13 protein-coding genes are annotated in these 12,376 nt (G+C 67.7%); 10 read left to right on the top strand and 3 right to left on the bottom strand.

What is annotated here, in order from left to right; all coding sequences use genetic code 11:
- The first annotated feature begins 6 nt into the window (after positions 1–6).
- The 5 genes from ED208_RS15930 to ED208_RS15910 all read left to right on the top strand — a co-directional run bounded on the left by ED208_RS15930 (position 7) and on the right by ED208_RS15910 (position 6,540).
- The gene (locus ED208_RS15930; RefSeq protein WP_158608592.1) at positions 7–789 is read left to right on the top strand and encodes a peptidyl-prolyl cis-trans isomerase; all 783 of its coding nucleotides are present in this window, start codon (positions 7–9) and stop codon (positions 787–789) included.
- 239 nt (positions 790–1,028) lie between these two features.
- On the top strand, positions 1,029–1,949 hold the full coding sequence (locus ED208_RS15925) for a HupE/UreJ family protein (RefSeq protein WP_158608591.1): 921 nt from the start codon (positions 1,029–1,031) through the stop codon (positions 1,947–1,949).
- The gene (locus ED208_RS15920; RefSeq protein ID WP_123212913.1) at positions 1,946–4,213 is read left to right on the top strand and encodes a DUF3604 domain-containing protein; all 2,268 of its coding nucleotides are present in this window, start codon (positions 1,946–1,948) and stop codon (positions 4,211–4,213) included. The genes ED208_RS15925 and ED208_RS15920 overlap by 4 nt, the downstream gene beginning before the upstream one ends.
- A gap of 292 nt (positions 4,214–4,505) precedes the next feature.
- Complete coding sequence (locus ED208_RS15915; protein ID WP_123212912.1) at positions 4,506–5,372, top strand: SDR family NAD(P)-dependent oxidoreductase; 867 nt, start codon at positions 4,506–4,508, stop codon at positions 5,370–5,372.
- A 1-nt stretch (position 5,373) separates the two neighbouring features.
- Complete coding sequence (locus tag ED208_RS15910) at positions 5,374–6,540, top strand: glutathione S-transferase C-terminal domain-containing protein (protein WP_123212911.1); 1,167 nt, start codon at positions 5,374–5,376, stop codon at positions 6,538–6,540.
- Between the two features lie 93 nt (positions 6,541–6,633).
- Here ED208_RS15910 and ED208_RS15905 read toward each other — a convergent pair whose 3' ends face one another.
- Both ED208_RS15905 and ED208_RS15900 read right to left on the bottom strand, forming a co-directional pair.
- The gene (locus ED208_RS15905; RefSeq protein WP_158608590.1) at positions 6,634–7,743 is read right to left on the bottom strand and encodes a toll/interleukin-1 receptor domain-containing protein; all 1,110 of its coding nucleotides are present in this window, start codon (positions 7,741–7,743) and stop codon (positions 6,634–6,636) included.
- A gap of 99 nt (positions 7,744–7,842) precedes the next feature.
- A complete protein-coding gene (locus ED208_RS15900) occupies positions 7,843–8,082 on the bottom strand; it encodes a hypothetical protein (protein WP_123212909.1) in 240 nt (79 codons plus the stop codon).
- A 24-nt stretch (positions 8,083–8,106) separates the two neighbouring features.
- On the opposite strand from ED208_RS15900, the gene ED208_RS15895 reads away from it, so the two are divergent.
- Positions 8,107–8,379, top strand: coding sequence for a BrnT family toxin (locus ED208_RS15895; RefSeq protein WP_199720645.1), 273 nt, complete (start codon positions 8,107–8,109; stop codon positions 8,377–8,379).
- Positions 8,339–8,623: a BrnA antitoxin family protein gene (locus tag ED208_RS15890; protein WP_123212908.1), complete on the top strand. Its 285-nt coding sequence runs from the start codon at positions 8,339–8,341 to the stop codon at positions 8,621–8,623. Before ED208_RS15895 ends, ED208_RS15890 begins: the two co-directional genes overlap by 41 nt.
- Before the next feature lie 62 nt (positions 8,624–8,685).
- Here ED208_RS15890 and ED208_RS15885 read toward each other — a convergent pair whose 3' ends face one another.
- Positions 8,686–9,942, bottom strand: a complete 1,257-nt coding sequence (locus tag ED208_RS15885) for a DsbA family protein (protein WP_123212907.1) — start codon at positions 9,940–9,942, stop codon at positions 8,686–8,688.
- Between the two features lie 87 nt (positions 9,943–10,029).
- Here ED208_RS15885 and ED208_RS15880 point away from each other — a divergent pair, with 87 nt between their 5' ends.
- From ED208_RS15880 to ED208_RS15870, 3 genes are read left to right on the top strand one after another with little or no spacing between them, the layout of a single operon-like run.
- Positions 10,030–10,767, top strand: a complete 738-nt coding sequence (locus tag ED208_RS15880; protein ID WP_123212906.1) for a glutathione S-transferase family protein — start codon at positions 10,030–10,032, stop codon at positions 10,765–10,767.
- Complete coding sequence (locus tag ED208_RS15875) at positions 10,764–11,153, top strand: hypothetical protein (protein ID WP_123212905.1); 390 nt, start codon at positions 10,764–10,766, stop codon at positions 11,151–11,153. Before ED208_RS15880 ends, ED208_RS15875 begins: the two co-directional genes overlap by 4 nt.
- Entirely contained in the window at positions 11,150–12,250 is a 1,101-nt protein-coding gene (locus ED208_RS15870; RefSeq protein WP_123212904.1) for a glutathione S-transferase family protein, read from the top strand. Before ED208_RS15875 ends, ED208_RS15870 begins: the two co-directional genes overlap by 4 nt.
- The last annotated feature ends 126 nt before the right edge of the window (positions 12,251–12,376 follow it).

Raw genomic sequence — 12,376 nt, 5'->3', positions numbered from 1 at the left:
GTGCGATTGCAGCGCTTACTGGATGCCCTGAGCGCCCTGCAACGGCGGCATGCGCTGCTGCTGTTCCTGGTGCTGGGCGCGCTGCTGTTCGCGGTGGACGGTTGGCGGCATCGCGCGCCGGAACTGCGCGCGCCGGCGGTGGCCGGCAGCGGTCAGGACGCCAGCCAGTGGCTGGAAGACGAGGTGCTGTATCGCGAGGCGCTGGCGCGCGGCCTCGACGACGGCGATCTGATCGTGCGCCGCCGTCTGGTGCAGAAGATGCGCCTGCTTCTGGAAGCCGGCGTCGATGTCGCCGAGCCCAGAGAGGCCGAGTTGCGCGACTGGGTGGCGCAGCATCCCTCGCGCTACGGCGGGCTGGCGCGGCTGAGTTTGCAGCACGTCTTCCTTTCGCGCGGTCGCCACGGCGATCAACTGCCGGCGGATGCCAGCGCGCTGGCGCCGCGCCTGGCCACTGCCGACGCGACGGAGCTGGCGACGCTCAGTGATCCGCATCCCGGCGGCACCCGGCTGGACGGCGTCGATGCCGCCGAGCTGGAACGCCTGTTCGGCGGCCAGCTCGCGCAGCAGTTGCGGGAGCTGCCGATGGGTGAATGGCAAGGGCCGCTGGCTTCGTCGCTGGGCCTGCACTTCGTACGCATCCTCCAGCGCGAAACCCGCGCCCCGGATTTCGCCGCCGTGCGCGAACGCGCCCAGCGCGACTGGCTGCTGGAACAACGCCGCGCGCAGACCCGGCTGGCGCTGGAGCGGCTGAAGGCGCGCTATGGCTTGAGTGGGAGTGCGCAGCCGTGAGGGGGCTGGCGCTTCGGGGCAATTTGTTCACCGCCGCATTACTCCCTCCCCCGCGCGCGGGGGAGGGTTGGGGTGGGGGCGTTCGCTGCATAGTCGCCGCGGCTGCCGTCGCCTCCCCTAAACCGCCCCCCTCCCAACCTCCCCCCGCAAGCAGGGGGAGGAGTCTGAGCAGCAGTGGTTGGCAGTCCGCCGTACTGGCTCTACTCCTCCTGCTCCCCAGCCTCGCCTGGTCGCATGCCATGAGCAGCGCGCAATGGCGTCTGACCCAGCGCGACGCGCAGACCTGGGACAGCCACCTGCGCCTGCCCGAGGACTTCGAAGGCCGCCTGCTGCCGCTGCAACCGCAGTGGCCGGCCAGTTGCGAGCGCCTGGGCGAGCCGCGCCAGCAGCCGGCCGACGAGGGCATGGTGCTGCGCTGGACGCTGCGCTGCCCGCAGGGCCTCGATGGCCAGTTCGGGCTCCAGGGCTTCAACGTGCAATTGCCGGACGCGGTGCTGCTGATCGAGCCGCTGCACGGCGAGCCGCAGTACGCGGTGCTCTCGGCCAGCCGGCCGCAGTGGCAGCGCAGCGAGACGCCGCCACCACCGCCGGTGGCGCACTACCTGGTGCTGGGCGTCGAGCACATCCTCGGTGGACCGGACCACCTGCTGTTTGTGCTCGGCCTGTTCGCGCTGTGGCGGCGTTCGGGGCGCGGGCTCGCTCGCCTGGTCGGCACGCTCAGCGCCTTCACCCTGGCGCACTCGATCACCCTGGCCGGGGCCGCGCTCGCGGGTTGGCAACTGCCCTCGGCGGCGGTGGAGGCGAGCATCGCCGCCTCCATCCTGCTGCTGGCGGTGGAGCTGGCTACCCGCGCCGAGGGCCTGGCGCAGCGCCGGCCGGCCAGCATCGCTTTCGGTTTCGGTCTGTTGCACGGCTTCGGCTTTGCCGGCGCGCTGGCCGCCACCGGCCTGCCGGAAGGCGCGCAGGTCTGGGCGCTGGCGGCGTTCAATCTCGGCGTCGAGTTCGGACAAATCCTCTTCGTGCTGGCGCTGCTCGGCCTCGCCGCCCTGGCGCGGCCCTTGTGGCGCTACGCGCCGCTGGCCTTGAGTGCCTATGGCGCCGTCGCCGCCTACTGGCTGCTGCAACGCGCGGCCGTGGTCTTCACTGGAGCAAACGCATGACTCTCTTCTCTCGCTTGGGTCTGACGGTATTCGCGGCGCTGCTGGCGGCCTGCGGCTCCTCCACCGCGCCGGAGCTGCCGACGCCAGTGACGCCTACCGATCCCGAGGTGGTGCAGGGCGAATGCGGCCCGGTGCTCGCCGGCCGCAAGCAGGCGCTGTACGGCGATCTGCATGTCCACACCAGCGACTCCTTCGACGCCTACTTCTTCAACTCCATCAACGGCCCGCGCGAGGCGCTGCGCTTCGCCCAGGGCGAGCCGGGCGGCTATCCCTCGGGCGATACCGATCCCAACACCGTCACTCACTTCGAGCAGCTCGACCGGCCGCTGGACTTCGCGGCGGTCACCGACCATGCCGAGTTTCTCGGTGCCTTCCGCACCCTCTGCGAACTGGGCGGCAACATTCCCGCAGGCACCAACCCGGTCTGCGAGATCATCGGCGGCCGCATCCGTGGCGACATCCGTGCCTTCGTCGAGGGCACCACCACGCCGTTCCAGGTTCTGGTGCAGACCCTGCTGGCGGAAAGCCCGACCGAGCGCCCGGCCTGGGCGGCGCAGAAGGCGATCACCGACGAGGAGTACCGCCCTTGCAGCTTCTCGACGCTGCACGGCTACGAGTTCAGCTCCAACAAGCGCGGCCAGATGCTGCACCGGAACGTGATCTTTCGCGGCGACAGCAGCGAGGTGCCGGACGTGGTGTTCAGCTCGGTGACGCCGCTCACCGGCATCGACGACCGAAACGCCAACGACGAGTGGATGCTGTTCGATCACTTGCAGACCGAGTGCGGCGGCACCGCCGGCTGCCAGGCGCTGACCATTCCGCACAGCAGCAATCTTTCCGACGGCCGCTTCTTCCTGCCCACCGATTTCGCCACCGGTCTGCCGCCCGGCCGTGACGGCGTGGCGCTCACCCGGGGCGACGCCGAACTGCGTCGTGGCTACGACCGGGTGCTGGAGATCTACCAGCACAAGGGCGGCTCCGAGTGCGCTGCCGGTCTGGAGGGTGGCTATCTGGAAGGCGAGGAAAGCAGTTGCGACTTCGAGCTGAGCAAGAACGTCTGCGCCGGCCTGCCCGACGATCCGCCGGCCTGCGCGCGCTACTGCGGCGGCGACCCGGCGCGCGATCCGAGCTTCTGCTCGCTGCGGCAGGCGCCGACCTATCTCACCCGCATCTGCGAAACCGCCGGCCCCGACGGCGCTTCCGGCCCGGCCGCCAACTGCACCACGCCGCTGGACTACTACCGCAACGCCATGGCCGAGGGCCTCAGCCTGCGCGGTATCCTGGGCTTGAACCCCTATCGCCAGGGCATCATCGCCTCCACCGACACCCATAACGGTACGCCCGGCATGGCGCGCGAGCGCGCCTATCCCGGCCACGGGGGCGTGCTCGAAGACGAGCCCAAGGACCACCTCGGCATGTGGGACTGCGACAACAGCAACCGGCCGATCAACCCGGAAGACCCGAGCGACCCGGGCAACTGCACCAACCGCGTGTTCCTCGACCGCGCGCGCGGCTTCGGCAGCGGCGGCCTGGCCGGCGTCTGGTCGGCGGAGAACACCCGTGGCCAGATCTGGGATGCCCTGCACCGGGGCGAGACCTTCGGCACCTCCGGCCCGCGTCTGCGCATCCGCATGCAGGTGAGCTGGACGCCGCCACCGGCCGACATCTGCGCGAAGCTGGCGCAGGGCGGCGAGAGCGTCACCGCCGCGACCGGCGCAGTGATGGGCGGCGATCTGCCACCCCGGCCGGCCGGCGCCGGCGCGCCCTACATCAGCGTCTGGGCCATGCAGGATCTCGGCGGCGCCGGCGAGGCGACGCTGCCGCTACAGGCCATCGACCTGATCAAGGGCACGCTCAATGCCGGCGGCGAGCCCAAGGTGCGCGCCTACGAGGCGGTGGCCCACACCAGTCATCCGGTGCAGCGCCCGGCGCCCGACTGCTCGGTGGCCCCCGGCCTGCACCCCGAGCAGCTCTGCCTCACTTGGCAGGACCCGGACTTCCACGCCGACCGCGACGCCTACTGGTATGCCCGCGCGCGGGAGATTCCGAGCTGCCGCTGGAGCACCCAGCTCTGCGTCAGCAAGGGCGTGGACTGCGCCGCGCTGAGCCCGGCCAATGGCATCTTCCCGGCCGAGTCCGGCTTTGCCGGTTACGAAGGCTGCTGCCGCATGGAAGGTGAGCCCGGCAGCTTCACCGGCAAGAATATCTTCGCCACGCTGGAGGAGCGCGTGTGGGGTTCGCCGGTCTGGTACGAGAGCCAGTGAATAAACCTACTGCGCTGCCCAATCGCGCTCTTGGCCTAAGCGGGACTGGCACTGCCAGTCCCGACGCTGGGCCAAGAGCCATGCGCTGCTCGCAATCCTCACGCACACAAGTGCGCTGCGGTTGCTGCGCTGGCCAAACCTTTAGTCGGTTTGGCTCCTTGCGCTTGGGCATGCTCGCTACGGTTTCTTCACAAGCTCTGACCCTCAACCCCTGACCGCTTTCCCCTCTCCCCTCGTGGGAGAGGGGGTAGGGGAGAGGGGGCAACACACTCTCAAACTACGCAGCTCCGCCATGCCCACGAAAACCTACAGGAACAAACTCTGCGTCATCACCGGCGGCTCCAGCGGGATTGGGCTGGCCATCGCCGAGCTGCTCGCCGCCGAAGGCGCACGCCTGCTGCTGGTGGCCCGCGATCCGGCGACGCTGGCGACCGCCGCCGAAGCCTTGCGCCAGCTCGGCGCCGCCGAGGTCGCCACGCTCTCCGCCGATGTCGCCAAGGACGACGACATCGCCCGCCTGCCCGCCGCCATAGCGGCGCTGGCGCCGGCCGCCGATCTGGTGGTGAACAGCGCCGGCATCGTCAGCGCCGGCCTGCTGCACGAGGTGCCGATGGAGGAGTGGCGGCGCCTGCACGAGATCAACGTGCTCGGCGTGGTGCGGGTGATGAACGCGGTGCTGCCGGCCATGCTGGCGCGCGCTGGCAGCCTTGCGCGCGGCGAGCGCGCCGGCCAGATCGTCAACATCGCTTCCGCCGCCGGCCTGGTCGGCTTCAACGGCCTGGGCGCCTACGGCAGCACCAAGGCGGCGGTGGTGGCGATGGGCGAGAGCCTGCGTGCCGAGCTGGCCGGCTCGCGCATCGGCGTCACCACCGTCTGCCCCGGCTTCGTGAAGACGCCGATCGCCGGCAAGCTGAAGCTGTTCGGCCGCATGGACAACGCGCGCACGCAGAAATTCGTGCAGAACTGGTTCGTGAAGAACAACCTCGAAGCGGTCACCGTTGCCCGCAAGACGCTCACCGCCGCCCGCCGCAACCGGCCGCTGGTGGTGGTCGGCCGCGACGCGCTGTCGGGCTACTGGACCAAGCGGGTGATGCCCTCGGTGCTCGACCGCATGATGGCGCGCATGTCGCCCAAGCCGAGGCGCAACGCGAAAGTCTGAGATGAAGCCCGCGCTGCTCTGGGGCTCGGAGCTGTCGCCCTTCTTTCTCAAGCTGGAAGCCCTGTGCCAGCACGCCGGCTTGCCGACCGAGCGGCGGCCGGACGGCGGCACCGCTCTCGAGAATCTCCGGCTGATGACGCGCCTGCGTATTGCGCAGACGCGGCGCACGGTGAAGCGCTGGCCGTCCGCGCAGCCGGACGACGAGTACCCGCTGGTGCCCTATCTGTTCACGGCGGATGGCGACATTCACTACGACAGCAGCGGCATCGCCGCCTGGCTGGACGCGCGTCCGCCCGCCGCCGCCGAGCCGTTGATTCCGCGCGAACCGCTGCTGGCCTTCGTCTGCAAGCTCATCGAGGAGGCGCTCGACGAAGTCGGCCTCTATCTCGTGCATCACCACCGCTGGGTGGTGTCGCGCGGCGACAACGACGCCGGCGAGCGGCTGGCGCGCGAGTTCCGCAGCCTGGTGCCGGGCTTCGCGCAGCCGCTGATCGCGGAGAGTTTCTCGCAGCGCCAGACGCGGCGCCTGCCCTACCTGTTTTCGGTGGCCCCAGACAGCAAACGCTGGTCGCCCGGCCGTTGGGCCGATCCACCGGCGCGTGCCGGCTTTCCCGCCACGCATCGGCGCCTGGAGCAGTCCTGGGACGAACTGGTGGATGCCGCCGAGCGCCTGCTCTCGCAGCAGCCTTATCTGCTGGGCGAGCGCTTCACGCTCGCCGACGCCGCGCTCTACGGCCAGCTCGGCATGAACCTCAGCGACCCCAGCTCTGAACGCCGCCTGCACGAGCGCGCGCCACGCTTGCGCGGCTGGCTAGGTGCGATTGCGGCTGGGCGCCATGTCGACACCCATGGCGAGCTGCGACTGCACCCCGACCTCGCGCCGCTGCTGGCCTGGGTGCAGCGCGATTTCATTCCGCTGATGCGCGCCAACGCGGCTGCTGCTGCTTCGGTATCGCCACGTGGCCCGCGTAACGAAGCCGCCTTCAAGCGCGGCCGCGACTTGTTCGAGTTCGCTTGGCGCGACGCGCCCGCGCGCTCGGTGGTGAAGCGGTTTCAACTGCGGACCTGGAGCGAGCTGTGTGCGCAGGCGCGAGCGTTGTCGGCACAAGACCTCGCAGTACTGCCGATGCTGAGTGGTGAAGCCTGGCTGCCGGAGTGGCAAGCCTAGATTCTCGGGTGAGCATCCAAGTAGCCCGGATGAAATCCGGGTTGGCGCCTGCTGTGAGGAGAAGGCCCCGGATTGCATCCGGGGCTGCGCTTGCTATTCATCCACCTTCCCGCTTTCGGAAACCTTGGCTTTATCGGGCTTTGAGCGAGGTCTGATCACAGACCGCTCCAGGAATCGTTCCACCATCTGAGGAAGGTGCTTCACCATGAAGAAGAGTTCCTCATCGTCTGCCCGGAACATTTCGTGGAAGAACGGCCCGTGTGCCGTAACCTCCAGGATCGCCATCAGGTTATGGCGAGCCTCAGCAACCAGCTTCTGGTCTCCATTGCGCAAGGCGTGATACATCTCCAAGCCAAGTTCGTAGAGCCACGGATAGTCCTCGCGCAAGAGGGATATAAACAGCAGCCATCCCGCTGCTGCGCCATGTTTGGTTTCTCTGAATGCTGGGTGGAAAAGAAACTCCTCAAACATCATCGGATGTATTCGTCGCCCCCGACGCATTGATCCCCGCTTCGTAACGGAGCGGACTCGATCATCGACTCGTTCTGGCAGCTCACGAACCATCACCTTCACTTCTTCGAAGAGCTTGGCGACGCTCGGCTCATCGGTTTCGATACGAGTCGTGGACTTCCCTTTTGAAGCGAGTAACTTTTTTACGTGTTCGAGGAAAACCCCTACTTGCATGCGTACGGCTGCTTCTCGTGGAGAGGCGTCAGGGTTGCGCTTGATTAGCTGGATCACCAGCTTCGTTAGCGAGTCTTCGTCGTCGCCGCAATTCTGAAATTGCCCAAAAGGCCCTGAGCTCACTTTCTCTAGTGGGACGCCGAGTGCAATTCCAAGCACGTTCGTATCCAACTTCCCTTTGGCCACCCCGGCTTCATAGAGAATCCATGGCCGGTCAATGCTGTGTTGCGTCAGCAAGGCGACGACGTCGGTAGCATCTCCGAGCTGAGACATGATCGCCTTGTACCACTCGGTGCCGAATTCGATCCCGGAGGTTCCTTTTTTGTCCGAGGAGCGAAACGACTTAAGTGTTCCGCCACTAACGTCAGAAAGAAGATTTTCGAAGGCTTCCGCCAGATCAGAGTCTCTGCTGTCGTGACTGATGAAAACTAGTGTTCGTCCACGAGCTGCGATCACGTTCTCGTCTGAGCCTGTTGCAGGAACAGCAGCGCCCTCGGCGCTGGATTTTCTGCGTGCCATTGTTGATCCCTGAGTTGTTGGCTGATGCGGGGTCCTCACCCCATCGTCAGTCCAGTCTCTCAGACCCATCAATCAGGTGCTAGCAAGTCGATCCAACATTCACAACCGATCCTGCCCCCGGGTGGTGAACTCGCCGCGTCGGAAGCTGGGCGCGCCCCACAGTCCGGCCGCGAATAGCGCTTCGCGATTGGCTTCGGCCTGACGGGTGTCGATGCCTTGCGCGAGCTCTTGCTGGACGGCGCTCCAGTTGAGACCGCAACGCTCGAACACCGCGCGCAGCCGCAGCGCGCCGGCTCCGACCAGGGCTTGGTCATGCGCTGACTGCGGTTGTCCTTGCAATTAATTGCATATACGATAATTACCGTGGCTTACGACCCCGCCAAGCGGAAAAAGAACCTGCGCAAGCATGAGATTGATTTGGCTGCTTGCGACGCCGTTTTTGACGAGCCGATGCTTACCCGCGAAGACACCCGCAAGTTCTACGGCGAACAGCGTCTGGTAAGTCTGGGCTGGTTGAAAGGGCGGGTCGTGGTGCTGGTGTGGACCGACCGCGAGGACGGACCACGAATGATTTCCTGTAGAGAGGCAGAACCCCATGAACAAGAAGCGTACTTCCGCGTCTACCCCCAAGGCTGATGTGCCCTATGACACCAAGAAGAAGGCCTCGGTCCTGTCGTTCTGGGAAGGCGCTACGCCTCATCGGGGCGTAGCGGAGCTGCGGGCAAAGCGTGGACGCCCGGTGAAAGCTGAGGACGAGCGAAAAGAGCAGATTGCCTTGCGCCTCGATGCGGATGTGCTCGCCTGGTATCGCGGACTGGGCGCGGGCTGGCAAACCCGAATGAATGCGGTGCTGAAGGCCTACCGGGACGCGACGGTTTGAGTGAATAGAAGGTCGGGCATCGGCCGCCGCTAGTCCGAGGCTATCGGCGCCCATCGCACGCGTTATCCCAACCGCTCCAACATCCACAACCGATCCTGCCCCCAGGTGGTGAACTCGCCGCGCCGGAAACTGGGCACGCCCCAAAGGCCGGCGGCGAACAGCGCTTCGCGATTGGCCTCGGCCTGACGGGTGTCGATGCCTTGCGCGAGTTTCTGCTGGGCGGCGCTCCAGTCCAGGCCGCAGCGCTCGAACACCGTGCGCAGGCCTTCATCCGTGCTCACGTCAATCCCCTCGGCCCAGACGCTCTGGCCGGCGAGGGCGCAGTAGCGCAACTGGGTGTCGGTATCGGCGCCGTAGGGGAAGACGGTGAGCAGCCGGAAGGCGCCGGCGCCGACCGGATCGTGGATGCGGCCGAAGGGAATACCCTGCGCGTCGGCGCAGCGTTTCACGTCGCGCACGATGTAGAGGCGCTTCACGCGCGGCACCGGCAGGCCGCGCATCACCATCGGCAGCACCGGCCGCACTTGCAGCTTGGCGTGCAGGCCACGGGCGCGGGCTCTCAGCATCTCGACGGCGGCGAGATAGGAATAGGGGCTGCGGAAGCTGAACCAGAACTCCAGCGGCGCGTCGCCCGCGACGGGAGCGGCCTGGAAGCGGCTGGTATCCAGCACCGACAGCGGTGCCGTGTCGGTGAGCCCCTGATCGGCGCTGAGTCGCGCGTGCAGAAACTCCAGGCGGTCCAGTGCCCAGAACCACTCGCCACGGTACTGCCACATCGCCGGCAGGTAGTGGCCCAGCCGCTCGCGGCGGGCGGCATTGCCGGCCAGCAGGGATTGCGTCACTACGCCGTCGGCACTCGGCCCCGGCGGTATCGGGCGGCGGGCGGCGTAGGCCTCCAGCGCGGCGCGCTCGGCGTCCAAGAAGGCGGCGGCATTGCCGGTGCAGGCGGCGAGCCGCGCTTGCAGGGCGCGCTGCTGCTCCTCGCTCAGGCGCAGCGGCGCGGGCAGCTCGTGGCAGGGGGCGATGCGGGCGGCGTCGAGGCTGGCGAAGGCGCGCTGGCGCGCTTCCTCGGGATAGGTGTTCTCCGTCGGTGACGGCACCAGATGGATGTGCAGCGGCAGCCGCAGGCGCGGCAGCAGCCGGCGGGCGAGCGCGGCGCAGAGCTGCGAATGCGGGTCGCCGACCTCGTAGTACAGCTCCAGCGCGCGGCCGGCGCGCAGGCGCGCCAGCGGATCGCGGGAGCCGGCGATGCGTTCGGCGACGCGCGACTTGAAGCTGGGCTTGAGGCCGGCGATGGGCAGCGAAATCAGGGTTTCCATGGCGCCTTCGGGTGCGGACTATTGACCGGATTCTGTAGCTGAGTTTACATAGTGTAAATTTTCGGCACCAGAGCGGAGGAGAACCGTATGACTGCCACCACGGCCGGCGCGAGCCAGGATACGCCCCGGACCCCGCCGGACATCGAGCTGTTCACCGCGCCCACGCCCAATGGCTGGAAGATCTCGGTGGCCCTGGAGGAGCTGGGTCTGCCCTACAGCGTGCGGCCGGTGAACATCCTCGCCAACGAGCAGAAGAAGCCGGAGTTCCTGGCGCTCAACCCCAACGGCCGCATCCCGGTGATCGTCGATCATGGCAATGACGATCTGGTGGTGTTCGAGTCCGGCGCCATCCTGATCTACCTCGCCGAGAAGACCGGGCGTCTGTTGCCCGGCGAGCCGCGCGCGCGGATGGCGGCGCTGCAATGGCTGATGTTCCAGATGGGTGGCGTCGGGCCGATGATGGGCCAGGCCAATGTCTTCTTCCGCTACCTGCCGGAGAAGATTCCGGTGGCCATCGAGCGTTATCACAACGAGTGCCGGCGCCTGTTCGAGGTGCTCGACCGCCGCCTCGGCGAGGCCGAGTGGCTGGCCGGCAACGAATACTCCATCGCCGACATCGCCAACTGGTGCTGGGTGCGTACCTACAAGTGGTCGGGCGTCAGCATCGACGGCCTCGATCACCTGCGCCGCTGGCTGGACGCGATCCGCGCCCGTCCGGCCGCCGAGAAGGGCATCGCCGTGCCGTTCAAGCTGCCCGAGCCGAGCAAGGACGCCAAGGCCGGCGAGGCCTTTGCCAACGCGGCGCGCGGCATCGTCCAGCGATGAGCGAGGCGGCAACCGCCGGCGCCTACAGCGGCCCGGGAGCGCGAGCCTGGCTGTGGCGCTACCGCTTGGCCCTGCGGATTGCGAGCCTGCTGCTGATCGTCCTCGGCCTCGCGCCCCTGGCCGGCGCGCCGGACGAACCCGCGCGCACCCTGGGCCTGCTCGGCTGCCAGTTGTTCGGCCTGGCACTGACGCTCGGCAACGCGCTGGACAACGGTGGCCTGCGCGGCTTCCTGCGTGCCCAGGCGCTGGCGCTGCTGCTGTTCGCCGGCCTGCGCACGCTCAATCTGTTGCTGGATCCGCAGTCGCCGCCGCTGGCGCTGCTGATCGGCATTCTGTTGCCGGGCGGCATCGCCGCCTCCTTCCTGTTCCTGCGGAGTCGTCTGTGAGCAAGCCTTACGTGATGCACGGTTGGCATCTGTCCTTCTTCAGCGGCAAGACCCGCGCGCTGCTGCAATACAAGAACGTGCCCTTCATCGACCAGGAGGTGAATGCCCTCAATCTGCTCTGGCGCATCCCCAAGAAGACCGGCGCCAAGGTGATGCCGGTGGTAGTCACGCCGGAAGGCGAGTGGCTGCAGGACACCAAGGACATCGCCGAGATCATCGAGCAGCGCTTCCCGCAGGGCGCGACGCTGCCTGCCACGCCGCGCCAGCGCATCGCCGCGCTGCTGATCGAGGCCTGGGCGGACGAGTGGTGGATCCCACCGGCGATGCACTACCGCTGGGTCTATCCCGAGAACTACGCGCTGTTCGAGCACGATGCCGGCAAGGCGCTGCTGCCGCACTTCCCGGCCTTCGCGCAGAAGCGCATCGCCGCCTACGTGGCGGGCACGCTGCGCGGCTATCTGCCCAGCGTCGGCATCGTCCCGGCGCAGTACGCAGTGCAGGAGCGCTGGACCGAGCGCATGCTCGACGTGCTCGATGCCCACTTCGCGAAGCTGCCCTTTGTGTTCGGCAGCAAGCCCTCGGTCGCCGACTTCGGCCTGTTCGGTCCTATGTATGGCCACCTCAGCCGCGACCCCTGGCCGAAGCGCGAGCTGATCGCCAAGCGTCCGCATCTCAAAGCCTGGGTGGAGCGGATGAATACGGTGAAGGCCGGCAGCGGCGAGTTCCTGCCCGGCGATGCGATCCCGGAGACGCTTAACCCGGTGTTCGACGCCATCTTCGGCGAGTTCTACCCGATGCTTGCCGGCATCCGCGACGAGGTGCAGAAGTTCCTGCCCAAGCTCAAGCCCGGCCGCCGGCTGCCGCGCGCGCTGGGCGAGATCGAGTTCCCGATGGCCGACGGCCGCTACCGGCGCATGGCGATGCCCTACACGCTGTGGATGCAGCAGCGCATCCTCGATGTCTACCGCGCGCTGCCGGCCGCCGAGCGGGCCTCGGTCGACGCCTGGGCGGCGGAGCGCGGCGCGCCGGAGGCGATGCACTTTCAGCAGGACTTCCGCTTGGAGCGGGTGGGCCTGCATGTGAAGGCCGCCGCTTGATGAAAGCGCGCTCCCCCTCTCCCGGCGCTGCGCGCCACCCTCTCCCACGAGGGGAGAGGGGAATCAGCGCGCGGCCTGTTGTTCTCCCCTCGCCCCCTCGTGGGGGAGGGGCTGGGGGAGAGGGGG

It is taken from the genome of Stagnimonas aquatica, from assembly GCF_003730135.1.
Lineage (GTDB): Bacteria > Pseudomonadota > Gammaproteobacteria > Nevskiales > Nevskiaceae > Stagnimonas > Stagnimonas aquatica.
The sequence above is the reverse complement of the archived record's forward strand: the minus strand, read 5'-3'. Positions and strand labels throughout refer to the sequence as shown.